This is a genomic window from Saccharopolyspora sp. ID03-671 (genome assembly GCF_045278815.1).
Taxonomy (GTDB): domain Bacteria; phylum Actinomycetota; class Actinomycetes; order Mycobacteriales; family Pseudonocardiaceae; genus Saccharopolyspora; species Saccharopolyspora ipomoeae.
The window spans coordinates 2,505,411-2,531,670 of sequence record NZ_CP134054.1 but is presented as its reverse complement, the minus strand read 5'-3'; the positions used below and the strand labels follow the sequence as shown (position 1 = coordinate 2,531,670).

General features: G+C 70.1%; 18 protein-coding genes, 2 tRNA genes and 1 pseudogene. 16 read left to right on the top strand and 5 right to left on the bottom strand.

From position 1 onward, the window contains the following. Window positions 1-44: 44 nt before the first annotated feature. Window positions 45-1,508 carry a DHA2 family efflux MFS transporter permease subunit gene (locus REH65_RS11335; RefSeq protein WP_281457127.1) on the bottom strand — a complete coding sequence of 488 codons (1,464 nt, stop codon included), beginning with the start codon at window positions 1,506-1,508 and terminating at the stop codon, window positions 45-47. 186 nt (window positions 1,509-1,694) lie between these two features. Beyond that, window positions 1,695-1,765: transfer RNA gene (locus REH65_RS11330), tRNA-Gly, on the bottom strand. Between the two features lie 128 nt (window positions 1,766-1,893). On the opposite strand from REH65_RS11330, the gene REH65_RS11325 reads away from it, so the two are divergent. The 7 genes from REH65_RS11325 (at window position 1,894) to REH65_RS11295 (ending at window position 7,971) form a co-directional block, all read left to right on the top strand. Continuing rightward, a tRNA-Pro gene (locus tag REH65_RS11325) sits at window positions 1,894-1,967 on the top strand. Between the two features lie 122 nt (window positions 1,968-2,089). After that, window positions 2,090-2,293 carry a hypothetical protein gene (locus REH65_RS11320; RefSeq protein WP_281457126.1) on the top strand — a complete coding sequence of 68 codons (204 nt, stop codon included), beginning with the start codon at window positions 2,090-2,092 and terminating at the stop codon, window positions 2,291-2,293. Between the two features lie 161 nt (window positions 2,294-2,454). Further along, window positions 2,455-3,861 carry a trigger factor gene (gene tig / locus REH65_RS11315; protein WP_406692385.1) on the top strand — a complete coding sequence of 469 codons (1,407 nt, stop codon included), beginning with the start codon at window positions 2,455-2,457 and terminating at the stop codon, window positions 3,859-3,861. Window positions 3,862-4,114: 253 nt separating this feature from the next. After that, window positions 4,115-4,741, top strand: coding sequence for an ATP-dependent Clp protease proteolytic subunit (locus REH65_RS11310; RefSeq protein WP_281457124.1), 627 nt, complete (start codon window positions 4,115-4,117; stop codon window positions 4,739-4,741). Window positions 4,742-4,785: 44 nt separating this feature from the next. Next, window positions 4,786-5,418 carry an ATP-dependent Clp protease proteolytic subunit gene (locus REH65_RS11305; protein WP_093421173.1) on the top strand — a complete coding sequence of 211 codons (633 nt, stop codon included), beginning with the start codon at window positions 4,786-4,788 and terminating at the stop codon, window positions 5,416-5,418. A 472-nt stretch (window positions 5,419-5,890) separates the two neighbouring features. Further along, complete coding sequence (clpX, locus tag REH65_RS11300) at window positions 5,891-7,171, top strand: ATP-dependent Clp protease ATP-binding subunit ClpX (RefSeq protein WP_281457123.1); 1,281 nt, start codon at window positions 5,891-5,893, stop codon at window positions 7,169-7,171. 161 nt (window positions 7,172-7,332) lie between these two features. Then, window positions 7,333-7,971: an alpha/beta hydrolase gene (locus REH65_RS11295; RefSeq protein ID WP_281457122.1), complete on the top strand. Its 639-nt coding sequence runs from the start codon at window positions 7,333-7,335 to the stop codon at window positions 7,969-7,971. 134 nt (window positions 7,972-8,105) lie between these two features. Here REH65_RS11295 and REH65_RS11290 read toward each other — a convergent pair whose 3' ends face one another. Continuing rightward, on the bottom strand, window positions 8,106-8,957 hold the full coding sequence (locus tag REH65_RS11290; RefSeq protein ID WP_281457121.1) for an alpha/beta hydrolase family protein: 852 nt from the start codon (window positions 8,955-8,957) through the stop codon (window positions 8,106-8,108). 55 nt (window positions 8,958-9,012) lie between these two features. After that, window positions 9,013-9,849, bottom strand: a complete 837-nt coding sequence (gene fdhD / locus REH65_RS11285; RefSeq protein ID WP_406692383.1) for a formate dehydrogenase accessory sulfurtransferase FdhD — start codon at window positions 9,847-9,849, stop codon at window positions 9,013-9,015. A 108-nt stretch (window positions 9,850-9,957) separates the two neighbouring features. On the opposite strand from fdhD, the gene REH65_RS11280 reads away from it, so the two are divergent. The 4 genes from REH65_RS11280 (at window position 9,958) to REH65_RS11265 (ending at window position 16,318) form a co-directional block, all read left to right on the top strand. Next, entirely contained in the window at window positions 9,958-11,295 is a 1,338-nt protein-coding gene (locus tag REH65_RS11280; RefSeq protein WP_406692382.1) for an OFA family MFS transporter, read from the top strand. A 244-nt stretch (window positions 11,296-11,539) separates the two neighbouring features. Further along, window positions 11,540-14,191, top strand: a complete 2,652-nt coding sequence (locus tag REH65_RS11275) for a valine--tRNA ligase (protein WP_406692381.1) — start codon at window positions 11,540-11,542, stop codon at window positions 14,189-14,191. Window positions 14,192-14,483: 292 nt separating this feature from the next. Continuing rightward, window positions 14,484-15,842 carry a bifunctional tetrahydrofolate synthase/dihydrofolate synthase gene (gene folC / locus REH65_RS11270; protein WP_406693145.1) on the top strand — a complete coding sequence of 453 codons (1,359 nt, stop codon included), beginning with the start codon at window positions 14,484-14,486 and terminating at the stop codon, window positions 15,840-15,842. Next, the gene (locus tag REH65_RS11265) at window positions 15,839-16,318 is read left to right on the top strand and encodes a DUF4233 domain-containing protein (protein ID WP_406692380.1); all 480 of its coding nucleotides are present in this window, start codon (window positions 15,839-15,841) and stop codon (window positions 16,316-16,318) included. The genes folC and REH65_RS11265 overlap by 4 nt, the downstream gene beginning before the upstream one ends. 9 nt (window positions 16,319-16,327) lie before the next feature. Here the strand turns inward: REH65_RS11265 and REH65_RS11260 are convergent, their stop codons facing one another. Further along, window positions 16,328-17,428, bottom strand: coding sequence for a zinc-binding dehydrogenase (locus tag REH65_RS11260; protein ID WP_406692379.1), 1,101 nt, complete (start codon window positions 17,426-17,428; stop codon window positions 16,328-16,330). Between the two features lie 165 nt (window positions 17,429-17,593). Between REH65_RS11260 and REH65_RS11255 the strand changes: the two genes are divergently transcribed. From REH65_RS11255 to REH65_RS11235, 5 genes and pseudogenes are all read left to right on the top strand, one after another. Beyond that, window positions 17,594-19,126 carry an alkaline phosphatase D family protein gene (locus tag REH65_RS11255; RefSeq protein ID WP_406692378.1) on the top strand — a complete coding sequence of 511 codons (1,533 nt, stop codon included), beginning with the start codon at window positions 17,594-17,596 and terminating at the stop codon, window positions 19,124-19,126. Between the two features lie 188 nt (window positions 19,127-19,314). Next, window positions 19,315-19,730, top strand: a pseudogene (gene ndk, locus REH65_RS11250) (nucleoside-diphosphate kinase). 302 nt (window positions 19,731-20,032) lie between these two features. Then, on the top strand, window positions 20,033-21,997 hold the full coding sequence (locus REH65_RS11245) for a TIGR03960 family B12-binding radical SAM protein (RefSeq protein WP_406692377.1): 1,965 nt from the start codon (window positions 20,033-20,035) through the stop codon (window positions 21,995-21,997). Between the two features lie 219 nt (window positions 21,998-22,216). Beyond that, window positions 22,217-23,011: a TIGR03936 family radical SAM-associated protein gene (locus REH65_RS11240; protein WP_406692376.1), complete on the top strand. Its 795-nt coding sequence runs from the start codon at window positions 22,217-22,219 to the stop codon at window positions 23,009-23,011. 167 nt (window positions 23,012-23,178) lie between these two features. Further along, the gene (locus REH65_RS11235) at window positions 23,179-26,205 is read left to right on the top strand and encodes a translation initiation factor IF-2 N-terminal domain-containing protein (protein WP_406692375.1); all 3,027 of its coding nucleotides are present in this window, start codon (window positions 23,179-23,181) and stop codon (window positions 26,203-26,205) included. Window positions 26,206-26,260: the final 55 nt, after the last annotated feature.

The window sequence follows — 26,260 nt, the reverse complement described above, 5'->3', positions numbered from 1 at the left end:
ATAGTGCCCGGACGTGTCCGGAAGTGGGGCGCGCTTGACCTATCTCACGGCTTCGACGGCTCGGGTTCACCCTGCCGTGCGGCGGCTTTCGGGCGGTCGAGAGTGGCCGCGGCATCGGCGTCGCGCACCCGCAATGCGAGCACAATACCCAGCACCGCGAACGCCACCGAGACCAGGAACGCGCCGTGGAACGCGCCCAGCTGCGCTTCGGCCGCAGCCGCAGGCACGGACGGGTCCACAGTGGATTGGTTGTGCTGCGAGAGGACCGTGAGCACCGTCGCCACCACCGCCGTGCCCAGCGCGGTGGCGACCTGGCGGGTGACGTTGAACATCGAGCTCGCCATGCCCATCGCGGGACCGGAGATCTGAGCGAACGTCGCGGTCTGCACCGGCGTCATCAGCAGGCCCATCGCCAGGCCCTGGGTGGCCAGCATCAGGCCCAGCGCCCACAGCGGCGTCGACAGGTTCTGCAGCTGCAGCATCCCGCCGATGATCAGCTGGACGACGAACCCGGCGATCACCAGGCGCTTCGGGCCGATGCGCCCGTAGACGCGGCTGACGACCTGCGTGGTGGCCAGCATCGCCAGCGCCTGCGGCATCAGCACCAGGCCCGCGAACATCGGCGACACCCCGCGCAGCGTCTGCAGGTAGAGCGGGATGAGGAACAGCACGCCGAACATCGCCCCGGTCATGCACAGCAGCAGCAGGTTGCCGGTGCCGAACAGCCGGTCGCCCAGCAACCGCAGGTCCAGCATCGGCGAGCGCACGGCGAGCTCCCGCCACACCAGACCGCCGATGAGCAGCGCGGCCGCGATCAGGCTCAACCACACCGCGGGCCGCGTCCAGCCGATCTGCGCGCCCTGGTCCAGCCCGACCAGCAGCGTGGCCAGGCCCGCGCCGGCGAGCACGAAGCCCGGCACGTCGAAGCGGCCCGGGTCGCGGGTGCTCTCCTCCTTGAGGAACAGGATCGTGAACAGCAGCGCCAGCGCGCCCACCGGCAGGTTGATGAAGAAGATCCACCGCCAGCTCGCGAACTCGACCAGGACGCCGCCGAGCAGCGGTCCCAGCATCGGTGCGACGGTGATCGGGATCGACAGCACCGCCCCGGCCTTGGCGCGCTCGTGGGCCGGGAAGGCGCGGAACATCATGGCCTGGCCGACGGGCACGAGCATGCCGCCGCCGACTCCCTGCAGGATGCGCGAGCCGACGAGCATCTCCATCGACACCGCCAACCCGCACAGCATCGAGGCCAGCGTGAAGATGACGACCGCGGCCTGGAAGGTCTTCTTGCTGCCGAAGCGGTCGGCGATCCAGCCGGACGAGGGGATGAACACCGCCAGGCTGATCATGTAGCCGGTCAGCACCCACTGCAGCTGCGCGGGCTCGGCGTGGAACTCACGACCCAGCGTGGCCAGGGCCACGTTGAGGATCGTGACGTCCAGGATCTGCATGATCAGCGCCAGCACGAACGTGATGCCGACCAGCCACTTGTACTCGAGCCGCCGCACGAAATCCCCCCGCCGAAAAGACCGGAAACACCTTCAGCATCCCGCACTCGGCCGACAATCCCCAAGACGATGTTGTCGCCGGTCACAGGCGTCTCGCTGGTCGAAAACCGCCCCTCGCGAGTCGAGCGCGGGCACGAAGAAGGGCGGAGATCCCGGCTGCGTCACCGGGGTCTCCGCCCTGCTCGGAGCGGGCGACGGGAATCGAACCCGCGTAGCCAGTTTGGAAGACTGGGGCTCTACCATTGAGCTACGCCCGCGTGCCGGTTCCACCTGGTCGCCGCGGGGTTGCCGCGGTCCGTTGGTGACCTTGCGTGCCCTAGCTTAACCGGTCGCGATAAGCTCTTCGCAACGCACCCGGTGATTCCCGGGTGCGCCGCACGTCGGACGGGGTGTGGCGCAGGTTGGTAGCGCACTCGCTTTGGGTGCGAGGGGTCGTGGGTTCAAATCCCGCCACCCCGACGTGTCGGCCGGCCGCTCGCAGTGCTCGCGAGTGGCCGGTTCCGCTTCTCCCGGGGTGATCCCCGCCGCACCGGCGGGTGGTCCCCGGTAACGACTCGGTGAACCGCTCCGATTTCCCCGGCGTGCGTGATGCGATTCCGGCCGGAACCGGCGTTCAGCGGTCCGCCGCCGCGGTGTGCGCGGCCCTGTGCGCCGCCGCCGTGGTGGCGCTCGTCGCCGTGTCGCTGTGGGTGCCCGGTCCGCAGGTCGTCCCCACCACGTCTCCGGCGGCGGGCATCGTGACCGCTGCGACGCCGACCGAGCTGGGCGTTCCGCCCGCTCGCTGAGCCGGTGCGAGGGCCGGTGCGGGGCACTTGTCGCAACCCCGGACCGTGTGCTCGGGTGGGAAGCAATAGACTCGGTGGTCAGCCCGGCATTGGACGTGGTGTTTGGCCGCGCCCTCAAGGCCAGCGCCGGGGAATCAAGCACGTTCGCACTAGGAGACCACGTGAAGAGCACCGTCGAGCACCTGAGCCCGACGCGCGTCCGGATCAACGTCGAGGTGCCGTTCGACGAGCTCAAGCCGAACTTCGACCGCGCGTACAAGGAACTCGCCCAGCAGGTCCGCATCCCCGGCTTCCGGCCGGGCAAGGTCCCGGCGCGGGTGCTGGAGAGCCGCATCGGTCGTGGGCCCGTGCTCGACGAGGTCGTCAACGAGGCGGTTCCGGCCAAGTACCTGGAGGCTGTCAACAGCGACGAGCTGCGCACCCTCGGTCGCCCGGACATCGAGGTGACCAAGATCGAGGACGGCGCGGAGATCGCGTTCACCGCCGAGGTCGACGTCCGCCCCGAGATCACCGTGCCCGCCTTCGGCGAGCTGTCGGTGAGCGTCGACGACGTCGAGGTCGCGGAAGAGGACGTCAACGAGCAGCTCGACTCGCTGCGCGCTCGTTTCGGCACCCTGACCGGCGTCGACCGCCCCGCGCAGGAGGGCGACTTCCTCAGCATCGACCTGTCGGCCACGGTCGACGGCGAAGAGGTCGAGGACGCCCAGACCTCGGGCCTGTCCTACGAGATCGGCTCGGGCCAGCTCGTCGAGGGCATCGACGACGCCGTGATCGGCGCGACCGAGGGCGAGACCAAGACCTTCACCACCAAGCTGGTGGCCGGCGAGTACGCCGGCAAGGACGCCGAGGTCTCGGTCAAGGTGAACTCCGTCAAGGAGCGCCAGCTGCCCGAGGCCGACGACGAGTTCGCCCAGATGGCCAGCGAGTTCGACACCGCCGAAGAGCTGATCGCGGACCTGCGCGAGCGCCTGGGCCGGGTCAAGAAGATGGAGCAGGGCATGCAGGCCCGGGACAAGGTCCTGGACGTGCTGCTCGAGACCGTCGAGATCCCGCTCCCGGAGAAGGTCGTCGAGCAGGAGATCGAGGTGCGCCAGCACGACGCGGTGCACCCGTTCGACCACGACGAGAAGGCCTTCGAGGCGTACCTGGAGTCCCAGGACAAGACTCGCGAGCAGTTCGACGCCGAGACCCGCGAAGAGGCCGAGAAGGCCGTTCGCACCCAGCTGGTGCTGGACACCATCGCCGATGAAGAGGGCGTGTCGGTCTCGGACGAGGAGCTGACGCAGCGGATCATCTACCAGGCGCAGCGCTTCGGCATGAGCCCCGACCAGTTCGTGCAGCAGGCCCAGGAGTCGGGCCAGATCGGCGCGCTGTTCGCCGACGTCCGCCGCAGCAAGGCGCTGTTCTCGGTGGTCCGCCAGGCCACCGTGACCGACGCGTCGGGCAACGCGCTGGACATGGACGAGCTGTTCGGTCCGCAGGAGGACGAGGAGACCCCCGCGGTCGTCGAGGGCGACGCCGCCGAGGTCGAGGCCGACGACGAGAAGGCCGAGTCCGCCAAGCAGTGACCGGGCTCTCGCCGGACAACTTGATACGCAAGCTCTAAGCGAACGTGGGCGGTACTGGGAAGCTGGTGCCGTCCACGTTCGTTAGGGTCGGTTGTAGCGGATCACCCGAGTAGGGAAGCAGGACATCACCTGCGGTCGCCGAGGACTCCCGGTGGTTCGTCCGGTCCATTTTGGAAGGACCGCCGACGAGCTCCGGGACGACCCGACCGACCAGGGTGGACAAGGGCCCAATGTGGGAGAAGGCAGGGGAGACGTGACGCAGCACCTGACTGTTCCGGCGTCCGACGCGCAGGCGCCGTCCATGCGGACGGGCACGAACGGACTCTCGCTCAACGACTCGGTGTACGAGCGACTGCTGCGCGAGCGGATCATCGTCCTCGGCTCCCAGGTCGAGGAGAACATCTCGAACCAGATCTGCTCGCAGCTGCTGCTGCTGGCGGCCGAGGACCCGGACCGCGACATTTCGCTGTACATCAACTCGCCGGGCGGTTCGGTCACGGCGGGCATGGCGATCTACGACACCATGGAGCTGATCAAGCCGGACGTCGCCACGGTCGCGATGGGCATGGCGGCCTCGATGGGGCAGTTCCTGCTCTCCGCGGGTGCCAAGGGCAAGCGCTTCGCGCTGCCGCACGCGCGGATCATGATGCACCAGCCCTCGGCCGGACTGGGCGGAACCGCGGCCGACATCGCGATCCAGGCCAAGATGTTCTCCAAGCACAAGGAGGAGATGGCCTCCCTGATCGCCGGGCAGACGGGCAAGTCCGTCGAGACGATCATGACCGACTTCGACCGGGACCGGTGGTTCACCGCCGAGGAGGCCCGCGACTACGGGCTCGTGGACTACGTGGCGAGCGCGGCGAACCTGCCGACCAGCTGATCACCTCTCCCGCACCCGGACCGAATTACGAGGAGTCACCCGTCGTGAACCCTTACCAGTCGTTGCAGTCCCGGTACGTGCTGCCGTCGTTCGTCGAGCGCACCGCGTACGGGGTCAAGGAGTCCAACCCGTACAACAAGCTGTTCGAGGAGCGCATCGTGTTCCTCGGTGTCCAGGTCGACGACGCCTCGGCCAACGACGTCATGGCGCAGCTGCTGTTCCTGGAGTCCGACGACCCGGACCGCGAGATCCAGATGTACATCAACTCCCCCGGTGGCTCGTTCACCGCGATGATGGCCATCTACGACACCATCCAGTACGTGCGCCCCGACGTGCGCACCATCTGCCTGGGCCAGGCGGCCTCGGCGGCGGCGGTGCTGCTGGCCGCGGGCACCGAGGGCAAGCGCCAGGCGCTGCCCAACTCCCGCGTGCTGATCCACCAGCCGTCCGTGGAGGGCATCTACGGTCAGGTCTCCGACCTGGAGATCCAGGCCGACGAGGTCCAGCGGATGCGCGACCTCATGGAGTCCTCGCTGGCCAAGCACACCAAGCGCTCCCAGGAGCAGGTGCACGAGGACGTCGACCGCGACAAGATCCTCACGGCCGAGCAGGCCAAGGAGTACGGCATCATCGACGAGGTCGTGCCGTACCGGAAGCTCTCGTCGCAGCAGTCCTGAGGCTTTGCCGCCGCACTCACCTCGCTTGGCGGTGCGGGTAGCGGAACCTCAGCGGTCCTCCGGGGCCGGGCGCCACTCCTGATGCACGCCAGTGCACGGCGTCACGGCGTCCTCCCCGGAGAACCGCTGAGAACCCGCGGCGGTGCAGGTTGCGAGCGTGGTGTGCACGGCTCGCGGCTGCGCCGCTTGCACGAGGTCACAGGGCCGGGAGCGTCAGCGCTTCCCGGGGGCCTCCGGGTCCCCGGGAAACGTTCCGGCAGCGTGAGTTCCGGTCGCGGGCACGCGGCTCGACGGGCGCCACGCCCGGCCGCACGGGCCGCGACACGCCGAGCGCGACGCTGGTCACAGCACGCACGGCGATGGCGGACACTGTGAGTCTCCCCGAACCCGGGGAACGACAGGTACCGTCGGAGGCACATACGGTCAGGCACGCCGTTCGGAGGGTGTGCCGGAGGGGACGGGGTCAGCGGTCATGGCACGTATCGGTGACGGCGGCGACCTGCTGAAGTGCTCCTTCTGCGGGAAGAGCCAGAAGCAGGTGAAGAAACTCATCGCCGGCCCCGGCGTGTACATCTGCGATGAGTGCATCGATCTCTGCAACGAGATCATCGAGGAGGAGCTGGCCGAGGCCGGCGAGGTCAAGCTCGACGAGCTGCCCAAGCCCGCGGAGATCCACGAGTTCCTCGACCAGTACGTCATCGGGCAGGACCCGGCCAAGCGCAACCTCTCGGTCGCGGTCTACAACCACTACAAGCGCATCCAGGCCGGTGAGCGGCGCGAGGCGCGGGGTGAAGAGGCCGTCGAGCTGGCCAAGTCCAACATCCTGATGCTCGGCCCGACCGGCTGCGGCAAGACCTACCTGGCGCAGACGCTCGCCAAGATGCTCAACGTTCCCTTCGCGATCGCCGACGCCACGGCGCTGACCGAGGCCGGCTACGTGGGCGAGGACGTCGAGAACATCCTGCTCAAGCTGATCCAGGCCGCCGACTACGACGTCAAGCGCGCCGAGACCGGCATCATCTACATCGACGAGGTCGACAAGATCGCCCGCAAGAGCGAGAACCCGTCGATCACCCGCGACGTCTCCGGTGAGGGCGTCCAGCAGGCGCTGCTGAAGATCCTGGAGGGCACCACCGCGAGCGTGCCGCCGCAGGGCGGACGCAAGCACCCGCACCAGGAGTTCATCCAGATCGACACCACGAACGTGCTGTTCGTCGTGGCCGGCGCGTTCGCCGGGCTGGAGAAGATCGTCGAGGAGCGGGTCGGCAAGCACAGCGTCGGCTTCGGCGCGGAGCTGCGGTCCAAGACCGAGATCGACACCGCCGACTACTTCTCCGACGTGATGCCCGAGGACCTGATCAAGTACGGCTTGATCCCGGAGTTCATCGGTCGTCTTCCCACGATGGCGAGCGTCACCAACCTCGACAAGCCGTCGCTGGTGCAGATCCTCACCGAGCCGCGCAACGCGCTGGTGAAGCAGTACAAGCGCTTGTTCGAGATGGACAACGTGGAGCTGGAGTTCACCAAGACGGCGCTGGAGGCCATCGCCGACCAGGCGATCCTGCGGGGCACCGGGGCGCGCGGTCTGCGCGCGATCCTGGAAGAGGTCCTGCTGCCGGTCATGTACGACATCCCGAGCCGCTCGGACGTGGCCAAGGTCGTGATCACCGAGCAGACCGTGCGGGAGAACGTCAACCCGACGATCGTGGCCCGTCAGGCGTCCCGCCGGGAGCGGCGCGAGAAGTCCGCCTGAGCTGTCACTTCGCGAGCGCCCCGTGCCGAACCCGGCACGGGGCGCTTCGCCGTTCGCGCACCTGACGCGGTCATGTCGGACACCCGGTGCCACGTCCTGCGCGGCCGCGGGGAATAGTTGATATTGGATGGGTGGCGACGACGAGTCCGGGAGTGCCTGCCATGAGCGAGATGCGTGTTGTGCTGGTCCACGGGATGACCGGTGCGGGCCCCTGGCACTGGCAGCAGTGGCTGGCGACGCGGCTCCGGGACGAGGACGTCCACGTCGACGCCCCCGTGCTCCCCGATCCGGACCGCCCCGACCTGCGTCGTTGGCTGCCGGTGCTGCGCGAGCACCTGGCCGCCGTGCCGCCGGAGGCGGAGCTGGTGGTCGCCGCGCACTCCTGCGGCGTCGCCCTGTGGTTGCACCACGCGGCCACCATCGGACCCGACGACCGCCGCGCGGACCGGGTCCTGCTGGTCGCCCCGCCGGACACCGAGTGGGACCACCCGGACGCTCGTGACATCACCCCGTACCCGGTCGACGCCACGTCCCTGCGCCGCGCCGCGGGCGTGACCCGCCTGGTGGTCGGCACCGGGGACGCCTTGCTGCCGATGCACCGCGCCCACGCCCTCGCCGAGGACCTCCAGGTCGAGATGGACGTCATCCTCGACGGCGGCCACCTCAACACCGACGCCGGCTACGGTCCCTGGCCCTCCGCCCTGCGCTGGACCCTCTACGGCACGGCCCCGCTCCACGACCGCTTCGACACCGACGCCTACACGGCAGGCCGCTCCCAGGAACAACTCCGCCTCGTCTAGGCCCCCACCAGCCCAAACACACCCCCGCGTCAAGAACCGCAACATTCATCGCGCGAAAACCGCAACATTCATCGCGCGAAAACCGGGGTTTTCGACGCGATGAATGTTGCGGTTTTCGATCGGGGGACCACTGGTCAGGGGTGGATGTGGCCGCCGATGAAGTCGACGAGTTCGGGCAGGGCCTTGCGGAAGTAGGTCTTGTTGTGGCGGCCCGGACTCGTCGAGGCGTAGGTGGGGTGGGTGAGGCGGATGAAGCGGCGGGTGCCTTCGATGAAGCGGTCGGCGTTCCCGCACCAGACACCGATCGGCAGGTCACCGAGGGCGTTGAGGTGGTGCAGCGGGTCGATGGCGCGCCACTCCGCCTCGTTGGTGAACGCGCGTCGCTTGCGCATCTCCCGCCAGCTGGTGTGCAGGGCGGGCGCGATGACGCCCGCGGTCTGCAGCGGGTCGCCGAGCTCGCGTCGCCGCCGGGCGTAGACCAGGGCGCCGAAGCCGCCCATCGAGATGCCCGCCGCCGCGATCGGCTTCCCGAGCTCGCGCTCGGAGAGCCACTGCGGGACCTCGTCGAGCAGCATGCCCATCGCGTCGTCACCGGGACGGCGATGCCAGTAGTTGTTCGGACCACCGTCCACCGACAGCAGCGTGAACGGCGGAATCCGCCCGGCCGCAACGGAGTTCGACAGCCACATCGGCAGCCCGGAGACCGAGTCCAGCGCGTCCCCGAAGCGCCCGTGCAGCATCAGGCACACCGGCAGCCCCCGCGGATCGACGCCCTTGGGGTGGATGACCACCATGTCCACGGCCTGCTTGCGGGCCTGCGAGTAGATCCGCTCCACGGAGACGTTCTTGGCCAGCGACACGCGCTGCTCGACGGGAGCGCTCGTGCTGTCGGTGGTGAGGCCGAGTCCGGCTGCCGTGAGCCCGGCGGCCCCCGCCAGCAGCGCGCGGCGCGACAGGGCCCCGCCGATCGATCTCCGGTTCGGCAATGCAGTCCTCTCCTCGAACACCTGCGGCAATCATCCCAACTCCGGCAGGCGTCCGTCACGCGGATTCCGCGATCGTCACCCGCTCCGCTCCGGTGTAGACGTTCATCGAGGACCCGCGCAGGAAACCGATCAGCGTCATGCCCTGCTCCTCGGCCAGCTCCACCGCCAGCGACGAGGGCGCCGAGACCGCCGCGAGCAGCGGAGCACCGGCCATCGCGGCCTTCTGCACCAGCTCGAACGAGGCGCGGCCGGAGACCACGAGCACGCACCCGCTCAGCGGAACACGGCGCTGCATCAGCGCCCAGCCCATCACCTTGTCCACCGCGTTGTGCCTGCCGACGTCCTCGCGCACCGCGAGCAGCCGCCCGTCCGAGGTGAAGAGCCCGGCCGCGTGCAGGCCCCCGGTGGAGTCGAACACGCGCTGGGCCGAGCGCAGCGCGTCCGGCAGGCCGATGAGGGTGTCCGTCCGGATGCGCACCGGATCGGCGGCGGGGGAGTGGCGGGTGCGCAGCTTCACCGAGTCCAGCGCGGCCTTGCCGCACACCCCGCAGGAGGAGGTCGTGTAGAAGTTCCGCTCCACGGAGGCGTCGGGCATCGGAACGCCCGGGGCGAGCGCGACGTCGAGCACGTTGTAGGTGTTGCGGCCGTCGGGACCGGGGCTGTCGCAGTAGCGCGCGGTCGCCAGCTCCTCGGCGTCGCCGATGACGCTCTCGGTGAGCAGGAAGCCGTGGGCCAGTTCGACGTCGTGGCCGGGTGTGCGCATCGTCACCGTCAGCGGCTTGCCGTTGACCCGGATCTCCAGCGGTTCTTCGGCGGCGAGGGCGTCCGGCCTGCTGCGATGCCCGTTCGAGGCGATCCGCAGCACCGGTCGTCGCACCGTGACGCGTCCCATCGGGCCTCCTCGGAACTTTGTTTCAATTTAAAACAGATGGGTCGTTCCGGGTCCTGGTCAACAGTATGCTCGGCGCGCTTTATCAACGTCGCGAAGCCGGGAGGCCCAATGGTTTCAGGGCTGCTGTCACCCAGTCGAATCGTCGCACCACCGGACTGGAGCAGGTGGCTGATCCCGCCGGCAGCGCTGGCCGTGCACCTGTCGATCGGGCAGGTCTACGCGTGGAGCGTGTTCAAGCCGGCGCTGGAGGACTCCCTCGGGCTGTCCGGGACGCTGAGCGCGCTGCCGTTCCAGCTGGGCATCGTCATGCTCGGCCTGTCCGCCGCGGTGGGCGGCACGACGGTCGAGAAGCGCGGCCCGCGCTGGGCGATGACCGTGTCGGCGGTCTGCTTCTCGCTGGGCTTCCTGATCTCCGCGCTGGGCGTGGCGCTGGGCCAGTACTGGCTGGTCGTGCTCGGTTACGGCTTCGTCGGCGGCATCGGCCTGGGCATCGGCTACATCTCGCCGGTGTCGACGCTGATGAAGTGGTTCCCGGACCGCCCGGGCATGGCCACCGGCATCGCCATCATGGGCTTCGGCGGTGGCGCGCTGATCGCCTCGCCGTGGTCGACGTCGATGCTGTCCGCCTTCGGCGAGGACCGCTCCGGCATCGCGCAGACGTTCCTGGTGCACGGCGTGGTCTACGCGGTGTTCATGTCGCTGGGCGCGCTGCTGGTCCGCACCCCGGCTCCGGGCTGGAAGCCGAAGTCGATGCCCGAGCACGTCGCCAAGCCGATGATCACCACGGCGAACGTGACCGCCAAGAACGCGCTGCGCACTCCGCAGTTCTGGCTGCTGTGGGTCATCCTGTGCTGCAACGTCACCGCGGGCATCGGCATCCTGGAGAAGGCGTCGCCGATGATCGTGGGCTTCTTCGCGCACAGCGCGACCCCGGTCGCCACCGGCGCGGCCGCCGGTTTCGTGGCGCTGCTGTCGCTGACCAACATGGCCGGGCGCTTCGTGTGGTCGTCCACTTCGGACATCGTGGGGCGGAAGAACATCTACCGCCTCTACCTCGGTGGTGGAACGCTGCTGTACCTGGGCATCCTGCTGTTCGGCGCGACCGGCGTCCCGGTGTTCGTGATCTGCGCGATCCTGATCCTGTCGTTCTACGGCGGCGGGTTCGCCACCGCTCCGGCGTACCTGAAGGACCTGTTCGGCAGCCTGCAGGTCGGCGCGATCCACGGCCGGCTGCTCACCGCCTGGTCCGCGGCGGGCGTGCTCGGGCCGCTCATCGTCAACGCGGTCGCCGACTCGCAGGAGGCCGCCGGTGCCCAGGGTCCCGACCTGTACGCGGTCTCCCTCTACATCATGATCGGCCTGCTGATCGTGGGCTTCATCGCCAACGAGCTGATCCGGCCGGTCGACCCGAAGTTCCACGAACCGGCGAAGGGAGAGCAGCAGTGAGCACCGTGAACCGCCAGATCCTCCTGATCGTCGCGTGGCTGTGGGTGGGCGTCCCGTTCCTCTACGGCCTCTACGAGCTCATCACCAAGGTCACCAAGCTGTTCACCGGCTGACCTGCGGCGCCGACGGGGCCCGGCTCATCGCGAGCCGGGTCCTTTCGCGTGCCTCACCTCACGTACCCGCTGGTGGCGGCGGGTGGTATGCCCGGGGAAACCGCCGTTCGGGCACTCGTAGAATCCGACGTGTGACACAGACCCACGCAGCCGCAGCCAACCGTGAACTCCCGTCGACCTGGAACCCGGCCGACGTAGAGGCCGAGCTGTACGAGCGCTGGGTGGCCGCCGAGTACTTCACCGCCGACGCGAACAGCGACAAGCCGCCGTTCTCGATCGTCATCCCGCCGCCGAACGTCACCGGCAGCCTGCACATCGGCCACGCCTTCGAGCACACCCTCATGGACATCCTCACCCGGCGCCGCCGGATGCAGGGCTACGAGGCGCTGTGGCTGCCGGGCATGGACCACGCCAGCATCGCGGTGCAGGCGCTGGTCGAGAAGCAGCTGCGCGAGGAGGGCGTCGACCACCGCGAGCTGGGCCGCGAGAAGTTCCTGGAGCGCGTCTGGCAGTGGAAGGAGAAGCACGGCGGGGCGATCCTGTCGCAGATGCGTCGCCTCGGCGACAGCGTCGACTGGTCCCGCGAGCGCTTCACCATGGACGACGGGCTGTCCCGCGCCGTGCAGACGATCTTCAAGAACCTCTACGACGACGGTCTGATCTACCGCGCCGAGCGGCTGGTCAACTGGTCGCCGGAGATGCGCACCGCGATCTCCGACATCGAGGTGGAGCACAAGGAGGTCGAGGGCGAGCTCGTCTCCATGCGCTACGGCGACGGCGAGAACTCGATCGTGGTGGCCACCACGCGCGTCGAGACCATGCTCGGCGACACCGCCATCGCGGTGCACCCGAACGACGAGCGCTACCGGCACGTGGTCGGCACCGAGGTCGAGCTGCCGCTGACCGGCCGCATGATCCCGATCGTGCCGGACGAGCACGTCGATCCCGAGTTCGGCACCGGCGCGGTCAAGGTGACCCCGGCGCACGACCCGAACGACTTCGAGATCGGCAAGCGGCACGACCTGCCGATGCTGACGATCATGGACGAGCAGGGCCGCATCGCCCACACCGGCACCCGGTTCGACGGCATGGACCGCTTCGAGGCCCGGGTCGCGGTGCGCGAGGCGCTGCGCGAGCAGGGCCGCATCGTCGCCGAGAAGCGCCCCTACCTGCACAGCGTCGGCCACAGCTCGCGCTCCAAGGAGCCGATCGAGCCGCGGCTGTCGTTGCAGTGGTTCGTCAAGGTCGGCCCGCTGGCGCAGGCCGCCGGCGACGCCGTCCGCGACGGCCGGGTCGCCGTGCACCCGCCGGAGATGGCCAAGCGCTACTTCGACTGGGTCGACAACCTGCACGACTGGGCCATCTCGCGGCAGCTGTGGTGGGGCCACCGGATCCCGATCTGGTACGGCCCGAACGGCGAGGTCGTGTGCGTCGGACCGGACGAGGAACCGCCGTCGGGCGACGGCTGGCGCCAGGACGAGGACGTCCTCGACACCTGGTTCTCGTCGGGCCTGTGGCCGTTCTCCACGATGGGCTGGCCGGACGAGACCCCGGAGCTGGAGAAGTTCTACCCGACGTCGGTGCTGGTCACCGGCTACGACATCCTCTTCTTCTGGGTCGTCCGGATGATGATGATGGGCCTGTACGCGATGAAGGACCGGGACCCGGCCCGCGCCATCCCGTTCAAGACCATCGCGCTGCACGGCATGGTCCGCGACGCGCACGGCAAGAAGATGTCGAAGTCCGCGGGCAACACCGTCGACCCGCTGGAGTGGATGGACACCTACGGCACCGACGCGCTGCGGTTCACCCTGGCGCGCGGCGCGAACCCGGGCACCGACTCGCCGATCAGCGAGGAGTGGGTCTCGGCGTCGCGCAGCTTCGGCACGAAGCTGTTCAACGCCACCAAGTTCGCGATGATGAACGGCGCCCGGCTGCCGGAGTCCACTCTGGACCGCGCTGCGCTGACCGACGCCGACCGCTGGATCCTCGACCGCGCGGACGCCCTGGTGTCCTACGTGGACGAGATGATGGAGGACTTCCAGTTCGCCAAGGCCACCGAGGCCCTCTACCACTTCACGTGGGACGAGTTCTGCGACTGGTACCTGGAGCTGTCCAAGGTCCAGTTCGACGGCACCGAGGAGCGCGCCGAGCTGACCCGCCAGGTGCTGGGTCAGGTCCTCGACACGCTGCTGCGGCTGCTGCACCCGACGATCCCGTTCCTCACCGAGACCCTGTGGACGGCGCTGACCGGCCGCGAGTCCGTGGTCATCGCGGACTGGCCGCAGGCCACCGGCGCGGGCGTCGACACCGGTGCGGCGGACCGGATCGCGGCGACGCAGAAGCTCATCACCGAGATCCGCCGGTTCCGGTCCGACCAGGGCCTCAAGCCGGGCCAGAAGGTCGCGGCGCGGCTCAGCGGCGTCTCCGAGCTGGGTCTGGACGCGCACGTGCCGGCGGTGCGCTCGCTGGCGAAGGTGACGGCGCCGGAGGACGGCTTCACCTCGTCGGCCTCCATCGAGGTGGGCTTGGCCGAGGGCACCGTGACCGTGGAGCTCGACCTGTCCGGGGCGATCGACGTCGAGGCCGAGCGCAAGCGCCTGGCCAAGGACCTCGCCGCCGCGGAGAAGGAGCTGACCGGGGCCGACAAGAAGCTCGGCAACGAGTCGTTCCTGGCCAAGGCGCCGGCCGAGGTGGTGGACAAGATCAAGGCCCGCCGCGAGACCGCGGAGGCCGACATCGCCCGCATCACGGCCCGCCTCGAAGCCCTCCCGCAGAGCTGACCCCCGCGTCCGGGGCGCCCCCGGTGTCCGGGGTCCTTCCGGGCGGGAGGGGCCTCACGGTGGCGGCGATCCTCACCAGGCGACAGTTTTAGCCATAATCACCCATGATCGATGTCCGTTATGTCCGGACAATTATGGCTAAAACTGTCCCGCTCCAGCGAGGTCACCACCGGAGCCGCACCGCTCCGGGGATCTTCGCGTTGAGCGGGTGCGGGGTGGGGGCGACCTGGGGAGACGTAGACTTCAACTTCGGCATTTCCGTCGTCGCTAGGGGAGTGGCTACTTGACCGGCATGGATCCCGCCGCGCTGCACGAGCTGCGCGTGGTGGAGGCCGAGCTCAACGAACGCTGGCCGGAGACCAAGATCGAGCCGTCGCTGGATCGCATGCGCGCGCTCACCGACCTGCTCGCCGAGCCGCAGCGCGGCTACCCGGTCGTGCACATCGCGGGCACCAACGGCAAGTCGTCCACGACGCGCATCATCGACGCCCTGCTCACCGGGCTCGAACTGCGCACCGGTCGCTACACCAGCCCGCACCTGCAGCTGGCCACCGAGCGCATCGGCGTCGACGGCGCCCCGATCAGCCCGGAGGGCTACGTCGAGGCCTACCGCGACGTCGCGCCCTACGTGTCCATCGTGGACTCCCAGAACGACGTGAAGATGAGCAAGTTCGAGGTGCTCACCGGCATGGCGTTCGCGGCCTTCGCCGAAGCGCCGGTGGACGTCGGCGTCGTGGAGGTCGGGCTCGGCGGCAGCTGGGACGCCACCAACGTCGCCGACGCCAACGTCGCGGTGATCTGCCCCGTCGCGCTCGACCACGCCGAGTACCTCGGCACCGACCTCGCCGGGATCGCCCGCGAGAAGGCCGGGATCATCAAGCCCGATTCCGTCGTGATCATGGCCTCCCAGCCCGCCGAGGCGCAGCCGGAGATCATGAACCGGATCGCCGAGGTCGACGCCACCGTGGCCCGCGATGGCCAGGAGTTCGGCGTCCTGGAGCGCACCGTCGCCGTCGGCGGTCAGCTGCTGAAGCTGCAAGGCCTCGGCGGCGTCTACGACGAGATCTTCCTGCCGCTGCACGGTGAGCACCAGGCCCGCAACGCGGCCCTCGCGCTGGCCGCCGTCGAGGCCTTCTTCGGCGCCGGAGCCGACCGGCAGCTCGACGTCGAGCGGGTGCGGTCCGGGTTCGCCTCGGTGATCGTGCCCGGCAGGCTGGAGCGCGTGCGCGCGGCACCGACGGTGCTGGTCGACGCCGCCCACAACCCGCACGGCGCTCGAGCCCTCGCCGACGCGCTGAGCTCCGAGTTCTCCTTCCGCAAGCTGGTCGCGGTGATCGGCGTGCTCGGCGACAAGGACGCGCGCGGCATCCTCGCCGAGCTGGAGCCGGTGGTGGAGGAGCTCGTGCTGACCCGCAACTCCTCGCCGCGCTCGATGGACCCGGACGAGCTGGCCGGGGTCGCGCTGGAGATCTTCGGGCAGGACCGGATCATGGTCGAGCCGCGGCTGGACAACGCCGTCGAGCAGGCGATCCAGCTGGCCGAGGAGACCGACGACCCCGGTGAGTCGGTGTCCGGCGGCGGCGTGGTGATCACCGGGTCCGTGGTGACCGCGGGAGAGGCCCGCGCCCTGTTCGGCAAGGAGCCCGCGTGAACGAGACGGGAGCGGTCGTGGCCGACGAGTCCCAGCCCGAGAATCCCCAGCCCGAGAAGGGCCTGCCCGAGGCGCCCGAGGGCGTGCGCGACCCGTGGAAGGGCCTGCGCGGCATCATGGCCGCCACGCTGGCGCTGGAGTTCATCACGTTCCTGCTGGCGCTGCCGGTGGTGTGGAAGTTCGGCGGCGGGGTCTCCAGCGCGGGCTTCGTGATCGTCATCGTGCTGTCGGTGCTGATGCTGGTGGCGGCCTTCGTGCAGCGCCGCCCGTGGGGCCTGGGCTTCGCCCTGGGCCTGCAGGGCGCGATGATCCTCTGCGTCTTCATCCACCCGTCGATCGGCATCATGGGCGCGATCTTCGCCCTGATCTGGGCCTACATCCTGCACCTGCGCAAGGACATCGCCAAGCGCATGCGCGAGGGCCGGCTCTACGACCAGCTCGGACACCCTCCGGGCCACCCGGAGGGCACCGACTGATCTCGCCGGTCAGCCGAGGTCGACGACGGCTCGGCCGAGGATCTCGCCCCGGTTGAGGGCGTCGAAGGCGTCCTGGACCTTCTCGAAGGGGTAGCGGCGGCTGATGGCGTCCTGCGGGCGGAGGTGGCCGCGGGCGACGAGGTCGAGCAGGACCGGCATGTCGCGGCGCGGCTTGGCGCCGTAGGAGCCCTTGATCTGCAGCTTGCGCCGGGCGATCGTGGCGAGGTCGAACTCGCCGGTCGTGCCCTTCGCGGCGATGCCCACGACCACGACCTGGCCGCCCTCGACGACCGAGTCGCGGGCGACGTTGAACGTCGGCACGGCTCCCAGCGCCTCGAACGCGACGTCCACGCCGCGACCGCCGGTCAGCTCGCGGATCACCGCCGGAGCGTCCACTTCGGACGAGTTGACCACGTGCGTGGCGCCGAGCTCGCGGGCGGCGGTGAGCTTGTCGTCGCTGATGTCCACCGCGATGATCATCGACGCGCCGAAGACCGCGGCCAGCTGGATCAGCGCCGAACCGACACCACCCGCCGCGACGACCGCGACGGTGTCGCCCACCTGCACGTTCGCCGCGTGCCGCAGCGCGCCGTAGGCGGTCATCGTCGAGCAGCCGACCGAGGCGACGTCGGAGAGCTCCACGCCGTCGGGAACCCGGTACACCGAGGTCACCGGGGTCACGCAGCGCTCGGCCATGCCGCCCTGGGAGTACATCCACACCGGCTCGCCGCCGGGGCGGTGCAGCCGGGTGTCGTCGTCGTAGAGCTTTCCCTGGCCCCGGTTGAACCGGAAGAACCGCTCGCAGATCTCCTCGTTGCCGCGCGAGCACTGGCCGCACTGGCCGCAGGGCATGATGAAGCTGGTCACGACCGGGTCGCCCACCGACAGACCGCTGACGCCGGGCCCGAGCTCGGCGACCACCCCGGCCACCTCGTGGCCGAGCACCGCGGGCGTCGGGAACGGCAGCTCGCCCTTGATCACGTGCAGGTCGCTGTGGCAGGCGCCGCAGGAGCGCACGTCGATGGCGACCTCGCCGGCCTGCGGCGTCGGTTCGTCCAGCTGCTCGATCCGCAGCGGTTCGTTGGCGGCGGTGTGCACGGCGGCGCGCATCGTGACCTCCTCGTCAGACCGGCCAGTCGGTTTGCTCGTGAAGCTATCGGTCCGAGCGGGCCCGCACCAGAGCGCGCGCGGGCGCGGCAAAGCAACACCGAAGTTTCACCCGCTCGTCGACCGGCCGTGAGCACCGCGCGGTCTGACCGGATTAGAACCGGGCCCATGACCCCCGAGAACCTGACTCGCCGCGCGCTGCTGCGCCGCGGCGCAACCGGTGCCGGCCTGCTCGCGGCCGGCGCTCTGCTGCCCGGGACCGCGTTCGCGCGCTCCGGCCGTCCCGTGCTGACCCACGGCGTGCAGCTGGGCGACCCGCGCCCGGACGGAGCCGTGGTGTGGACCCGCGCCGACCGCCCGTCCCGGATGTTCGTGGAGATCTCCCGCCGCCCGGACTTCCGCGACGCGCTGCGCGTCCCCGGCCCGGAGCTGACCCCCGACACCGACGGCACGGGTGAGCTGCGGCTCTCCGGCCTGCCCGCCGGGACCGAGGTGCACTATCGGGTCACCGCCGAGGACCTCGACGGCCGGGTGGCGAGCGAGGGCCTGACCGGCACCTTCCGGACCGTGCCGCAGGATCGCCGCGACGTGCGGTTCCTGTGGTCGGGCGACGTGGTCGGACAGGGCTGGGGCATCAACCCCGACATCGGCGGCATGACGATCTACCGCGCGATGGCCGACCGCCGGCCGGACTTCTTCCTGCACAGCGGCGACACCGTCTACGCGGACGGGCCGGTGGAGGAGTCGGTGACGCTGCCCGACGGCCGGGTCTGGCGCAACGTCGTCACCCCGGAGAAGAGCAAGGTCGCCGAGACGCTGGCTGAGTACCGGGGCCAGTTCGCCTACAACCTGCTCGACGAGAACGTGCGGGCCTTCGTCGCGAACGTGCCGCAGCTGATCCAGTGGGACGACCACGAGGTCACCAACAACTGGTACCCCGGCGAGATCCTCGACAACGACAAGTACACCGAGAAGCGGGTGGACGTGCTGGCCCAGCGCGCGTTCCAGGCGTTCCACGAGTGGCAGCCGGTCCGCAGGCAAGACGCCGTCGACGGCCGCGTCTACCGCAAGGTCTCGCACGGCCCGCTGCTGGACGTCTTCGTCCTCGACATGCGCAGCTACCGCGACGCGAACTCCCCGGGCACGACGCCGGAGCGCATCCTCGGCGACGAGCAGGCCCGCTGGCTGGTCGACGAGCTGACGAAGTCCCGCGCGACCTGGAAGGTCATCGCCTCGGACATGCCGCTCGGCATCATCGTCCCCGACGGCGACAGCATCGAGGCCGTCGCCAACGGCCTGCCCGGCGCGCCGAACGGTCGCGAGGCCGAGCTGGCCCGGGTGCTGCAGGAGATCAGCCGCCGCCAGGTCCGCAACGTCGTCTGGCTGACCGCCGACGTGCACTACTCGGCGGCGATCCACTACTCGCCGGAGCGCGCCGCGTTCTCCGGGTTCGACGCGTTCTGGGAGTTCGTCTCCGGTCCGCTCAACGCCGGTGCCTTCGGCCCCAGCGAGATGGACCCGACGTTCGGCCCGGAGGTCGCCTTCGTCAGCGCCCCCACCCGCCAGGGAGCCTCGCCGCTGGAGGGCTTCCAGCACTTCGGCGAGGTCACCATCGACGGCGCCACCGCCCAGCTCACCGTCGACCTCCGCGACCAGCGGGGCACGTCCCTCTGGACCAAGACCCTCGACCCCCAGCGGTGACGTCCCCGGGGAATCGGATTTCGATGGAAGTCGGGAACCTGATTTCCATTGAAGTCGGGGTCCCACCTACCCGGGCGTGATCGATTCGGGCCCCGGGAGGGGTCGGTTCACCTGCGTCGATACGCTTGCGGTCAATTCGGGCGCCGGGTCGTCGCGCCTGGCGCAACCGTGAAGTGAGGAGAGAGAACGTGAGCGAGCGCACTCTGGTGCTGGTCAAGCCCGACGGCGTCGAGCGGGGCCTCGTCGGCGAGGTCATCAGCCGGATCGAGCGCAAGGGCCTGAAGCTGGTCGCGCTGGAGCTCAAGAACGTCGACCGCCAGCTCGCCGAGCAGCACTACGCCGAGCACGACGGCAAGCCGTTCTTCGAGAGCCTGATCGAGTTCATCACCGGCGGTCCGGTCGTGGCGGCCTGCGTCGAGGGCTCGAACGCCATCGCCGCCTTCCGCCAGCTGGCCGGCGGCACCCACCCGGTCGAGAAGGCCGCCCCGGGCTCCATCCGCGGCGACTTCGGCCTGGAGGTCCAGTTCAACCTGGTCCACGGCTCGACTCCCCGGAGTCCGCAGCCCGCGAGCTCAAGCTCTGGTTCCCCGACCTGGGTGCCTGACACCTGTACTCGTGGTCGTTCTGCTTGGCGGTGCGGGTAGCGGAACCTGACACGTCTTCTGGACTCCGTGCGCCACGGCTTGTGTATGTCCAATGCACGGCGCCGCGGCGTACTCGCCAGAAGACGTGTCAGAACCCGCGGCGGTGCGGGCTGCGAGGGTGGTGTTCACGCCTCGCGGCTGCGCCGCTCGCGCGTGGGCGAACGACTGGTTCAGGCCAAGGTCACGGTGGTTTCAGCCGGGTGCTCCCCGGCTGGAATCGCCCCCGCTCGGCGCCCCGTCGGGGGACCTCTACCCTGGTCGCGTGGCTGTGGAGTCCGTTTTCGACAGGTTGGAGCCCTTGCTGCCGCGGGTTTCCAAGCCCGTGCAGTACGTGGGCGGCGAGCTCAACTCGACCGTGAAGGCGTGGGAGGACACCACCGTTCGGTGGTGCCTGATGTACCCCGACGCCTACGAGGTCGGTCTGCCCAACCAGGGCGTCCAGATCCTCTACGAGGTCCTCAACGAGCAGGAGGACGTGCTCGCCGAGCGCACCTACGCGGTGTGGCCGGACCTCGAAGAGCTGATGCGCGAGCACGACATCCCGCAGTTCACCGTGGACGCCCACCGCCCGGTCGGCGCCTTCGACGTCTTCGGCATCAGCTTCGCCACCGAGCTCGGCTACACCAACCTGCTCAGCGCGCTGAACCTGGCCGGCATCCCGCTGCACGCCACCGACCGCACCGACGATCACCCGATCGTGCTGGCCGGTGGGCACGCCGCGTTCAACCCGGAGCCGATCGCCGACTTCCTCGACGCGGCCGTGCTCGGTGACGGCGAGGAAGCCGTCCTGGAGATCACCGAGGCCGTCCGGCGCTGGAAGAACGAGGGTTGCCCGGGCGGTCGCGACGAGCTGCTGCTGCGGCTGGCCGAGTCCGGCGGCGTCTACGTCCCCAAGTTCTACGACGTCTCCTACGGCGACGACGGCGCCATCGCCGAGGTCGTGCCCAACCAGGAGCGCGCCCCGTACCGGGTGTTCAAGCGCACCACGATGGAGCTCGACGACTGGCCGTACCCGAAGCAGCCGCTGGTACCGCTCGCCGAGAGCGTGCACGAGCGGATGAGCGTGGAGATCTTCCGCGGCTGCACCCGCGGCTGCCGCTTCTGCCAGGCCGGGATGATCACCCGCCCGGTGCGCGAGCGCTCCATCGAGGGCATCGGCGAGATGGTCCAGCAGGGCCTGCAGAACACCGGCTTCGAGGAGGTCGGCCTGCTGTCGCTGTCCTCGGCCGACCACTCCGAGATCGCCGAGATCACCAAGGGCCTCGCCGACCGCTACGAGGGCACCAACACCGGTCTGTCGCTGCCCTCGACCCGGGTCGACGCCTTCAACATCGACCTGGCCAACGAGCTGTCCCGCAACGGCCGCCGCTCCGGGCTGACCTTCGCGCCCGAGGGCGGCAGCGAGCGGATCCGCCGGGTGATCAACAAGATGGTCTCCGAGGAAGACCTGATCCGCACCGTCTCGGCGGCCTTCGCCAACGGCTGGCGGCAGGTCAAGCTGTACTTCATGTGCGGCCTGCCCACCGAGGAGGACGAGGACGTCCTGCAGATCGCCGAGATGGCCAAGGAGGTCATCCGCGCAGGTCGCGAGGCGTCGGGTCGCAAGGACATCCGCTGCACGATCTCCATCGGCGGGTTCGTGCCCAAGCCGCACACCCCGTTCCAGTGGGCGTCGCAGACCGACCCGGAGACCGTCGACGACCGGCTGCGCAAGCTCCGCGAGGCGATCAACACCGACCGCTCGCTGGGTCGCAACATCGGCATGCGCTACCACGACGGCAAGCCGTCGCTGATCGAAGGACTCCTCTCGCGCGGCGACCGCAGGCTGGGCCGGGTCATCGAGCGGGTGTGGCGCGAGGGCGGCCGCTTCGACGGCTGGAACGAGCACTTCTCCTACGAGCGCTGGGTCGACTGCGCCGAGGCCGAGCTCGCCGAGGTGGGCGTGGACCTCGCCTGGTTCACCACCCGCGAGCGCACCGAGGGCGAGGTCCTGCCCTGGGACCACCTGGACTCCGGGCTCGACAAGGAGTGGCTGTGGGCGGACTGGCAGGACGCCCTCGACGCCCGCGAGCAGGACGACTGCCGCTGGACGCCGTGCTTCGACTGCGGCGTGTGCCCGACGATGGGCACCGACATCGAGGTCGGCCCGACCGGGCGAAAACTGCTGCCGATCTCGCCGGTCGGGCAGGGCTCGCCGGTCCGGAATCCGGCGTTCAGCAACGGTTGACCTGCGCGTTCGCGCGCGGCGAGGGTGTCGCGCGCGAACGTGCGCGACACCGTCGGCCAGGTACGGTCTGGATCGAAAACTTCCCGCGAGGTGTTGTCACCGCGCGGTTGAGCACGCAAGCATCGCCATCGTGAGCGGTCCTGGGGGACCGGCGGTGACGATCATGGTCGGGGAGGCATTCTGAGTCGGCGAGATCACCCCAATCCTTCGGCGCCGCCGGTGCAGAAGCTGCGCCTGCGGTACGCCAAGCGGGGCAGGCTGCGGTTCACCTCGCACCGCGACGTGGCGCGCACCTTCGAGCGCGCGCTGCGCCGGGCCGGCGTTCCGATGGCCTACTCCCAGGGCTTCAGCCCGCACCCGAAGGTGTCCTGGGCCGGAGCCGTGCCCACGGGCGTGTCCAGCGAGGCCGAGTACGTCGAGCTGCAGTTGGTGGAACGGGTCGAGCCCGAGGCGCTGCGTGCCGAGCTGGACTCCGCGCTGCCCGACGGGATCGACCTGCTCACGGCGGTGGAGGCGAGCCCGGGCCCGCTCGCGGACCGGCTGGAGGTCAGCAAGTGGCGCATCGACGTGCCCGGCATCGAGGTGGACGAGTTGCGCCGGGCGGCCGAGCAGCTCATGGCCGCGGACAGCGCGCTGGTCGAGCGCATGACCAAGGACGGCAGGCGGACCATCGACGCCCGGGCCGCGCTCCTCAGCGCCGAGGTCCTGGAAGGTCCTCGGCCGATTGCGCAGCGTGATCAAATACGCGGCGCGACCCCCCGGGTGGACGATTGGCCCGAGGCGTGCGCACCGTATGGGATACTCGTTACGGTCGTGCGGCAGACAACACCCGTCGTACGACCCGACGACGTACTGAGCGCCCTGCGTGTCGTCGCCGGTCTGGCACCGTCGGCCGCCGCGAGCGCGACCCGGCTGGAACAGGGTCGGCTCGATGACGGGGGAGGCATTGCCGACCCGTTGGCCCAGGACTCAGGCGGCGACCGGACTCCGGCGGGAGAGCCCGCGGTCGGGTGACGGACGGCGTGACGTCGTCGACCCGCCGTACGGCTTCCCGGACTGCAGGTCCGGGGCGGAGGGACCACGAAGAATTGCCGTCGCCCGCGGGCGGCGGAAACCAGAAGATCGCACATGCCTCTGTGCGGCCGCGTCCACCCGGACGCGCCCGGGGGCGGAGGAGCTGGATGTTGAACATGGACACGCCCGCTGGGAACAACGCCAGCGGGCAATCGCCCACACCCACCCAGGAGGAGCAGGGCACGATCGAGCTGCCCGCGAAGCTCCGGGTGCACGCACTCGCCAAGCTGCTGGGCGCCAGCAGCCGGGAGGTCATCAAGGCGCTCGACGAGATCGGTGAGCCGGTCCGCAGCGCCCAGTCGAACATCAACCGGGACGTCGCCCTGCGCGTCGTGCAGTCGCTGAACCCGGAGATGGTCGCCGACGAGGGCGACGAGGGGACGGCCGAGGCCGCTCCGGTCGCCGAGACCTCCGCTGCTGAGACCCCTGCCGCCGAGGCCCCTGCGGCTGAGACCGCCGAGCAGACCGCCGAGCCGGAGCAGGCGTCCGTGCCCGCGGCCGACTTCGCCCCGGCACCGGCGTCGCAGCAGGAGACCTCGGCCGGTGGCCTGACGCCGCTGTTCGCGGCCCCGGAGGCCATGTTCCTGGCGCCGCAGGCGCCGGTGGAGCGCCCGGCCGCCGCGCCGCAGACCGAGGCGGCTCCCGAGCCCGCCGAGACCACCTCCGCGGAGGAGCCCTCCTCGGCGGAGGAGCAGACCGACACCGCCGCCGAGGACGACTCCGACGACTCCGGTGACTCCGGCAACCGCCGCCGTCGTCGCCGCGGTCGCCGTGGCCGCGGCCGGGGCCGGGGTGCCGACTCCGACACCGACAACGGTGGCGACGAGACCTCCGAGGGCGGCCAGGCCGGGGGCGGGCAGTCCGAGGGCGCGCAGGCCGACAGCGCCGGCGAGCCCGCGGAGGAGACGTCCGAGGAGCAGCCCGCCGAGTCCGAGGGACAGGGCGAGGGCTCGCGCCGCCGCCGTCGGCGCCGTCGTCGCAAGGGCACGTCCGACGACGAGAGCGGCAGCCGCGAGGACGACCCGCCGAACACCGTGGTGCACGTCCGGGAGCCCTCCGAGACCTCCTCGCGCCAGGACTCCAGCGACGACGAGGTCCGCGCCGTCAAGGGCTCGACCCGCCTCGAGGCCAAGCGCCAGCGCCGCCGGGACGGCCGCGAGGCCGGTCGCCGCCGCGCGCCCGTGCTCTCGGAGTCGGAGTTCCTGGCCCGCCGCGAGTCGGTGGACCGCAAGATGGTCGTCCGCCAGAACGGCGAGCAGACCCAGATCGCGGTGCTGGAGGACAACGTCCTCGTCGAGAACTTCGTGACCTCCTCGGGCTCCGGCTCGCTGGTCGGCAACGTCTACCTGGGCCGCGTGCAGAACGTGCTGCCCAGCATGGAGGCCGCCTTCGTCGACATCGGCCGGGGCCGCAACGCGGTCCTCTACGCCGGTGAGGTCGACTGGGACGCCGCCGGGCTCGCGGGCAAGGCGCGTCGCATCGAGCAGGCGCTGCAGACCGGCGACAGCGTCCTGGTGCAGGTCACCAAGGACCCGGTCGGCCACAAGGGCGCCCGCCTGACCACCCAGATCAGCCTGCCGGGCCGGTTCCTGGTCTACGTGCCCGGCGGCGGGGCCACAGGCATCAGCCGCAAGCTGCCCGACAACGAGCGCAAGCGCCTCAAGGAGATCCTCAAGCGGATCGTCCCGGAGAACGCCGGCGTGATCATCCGCACCGCGTCCGAGGGCACCAGCGAGGAGGCCCTCGACCGCGACGTGCGGCGGCTGCAGGCGCAGTGGGAGGTCATCAAGGAGAAGGCCGAGACCCCCGGCGCCAACGCCCCGCAGCTGCTCTACGAGGAGCCCGACCTGCTGATCAAGGTCGTCCGCGACCTGTTCACCGAGGACTTCTCGTCGATGACCGTCCAGGGCAACGACGCGTGGGAGACCATCGAGGCCTACGTCGGCCACGTGGCGCCCGACCTGGCCGCGCGCTTGGAGAAGCACGTCGGCAAGAACGACGTGTTCCACGAGAAGCGGATCAACGAGCAGATCGCCAAGGCCCTGGACCGCAAGGTCTGGCTGCCCTCCGGCGGTTACCTCGTGATCGACCGCACCGAGGCCATGACGGTCATCGACGTCAACACCGGCAAGTTCACCGGCTCCGGGGGCAACCTGGAGGAGACGGTGACCCGGAACAACCTGGAGGCCGCGGAGGAGATCGTCCGCCAGCTCCGGTTGCGCGACATCGGCGGCATCATCGTCATCGACTTCATCGACATGGTGCTGGAGTCCAACCGCGACCTGGTGCTGCGCCGGCTCACCGAGTGCCTGGGCCGGGACCGCACCCGCCACCAGGTCGCCGAGGTGACGTCGCTCGGCCTGGTGCAGATGACCCGCAAGCGCGTCGGCACCGGCCTGCTCGAGGCCTACAGCAGCACCTGCGAGCACTGCCGCGGGCGCGGGCTGATGGTCTCCACCGAGCCGATCCACCACCAGCACGGCAACGGCGGTGGCGGCAACGGCGGCGGCAACCAGAACGGCAACGGCGGGGGTCGCCGGAACCGCAACCGCGGCAAGCAGCAGGACACCGAGCAGCAGGCGCCCGAGCCGAAGGCCGCCGAGAAGTCCTCGGAGAAGGCCGCCGAGAAGGCCGCTGAGAAGGCTCCCGAGCCGAAGGCGGCGGAGCCGAAGCAGGAGTCCAAGCCGAAGGCCGAGCCGAAGGCTGAGCCCAAGGCGCCGGAGCCCAAGCCCGAGCCGAAGGCGGAGGAGCGCAAGCCCGAGCCGAAGGCCGAGCCCAAGCCCGCCGAGTCGAAGCCGGTCGAGACCGAGCCCGCTGCGACCAAGCCCGCCGGGACCGCTGCACCGGTCGCGGAGAAGCCGCAGGTCAGCGAGGCCCCTGCAGCTCCGGTCGAGCCGAAGCAGGAGCCCGCCGAGTCCGCCAACGGTGCCCGGCCGCGTCGCAAGGCCGTCCGGTCCGCCGGGAGCGCGGGCGCACCGGTGCAGCCGCTGGTGGTGTCCAAGCCGGCCGAGCAGCAGTCCACCGTTGACGCCCTGGCCAACGTCGAACCGGCCGCCCCGGTTCGCCGGGCCCGGCGCCGCGCGGTCTCGCGCCCGTCCGGTCCGTCGGCGAACGACCAGCCCGCCGAGAGCTGAGCAGGGCAGTGATCCCGGAGATGGCCGATCCGTTCAAGAACGGGTCGGCCATCTC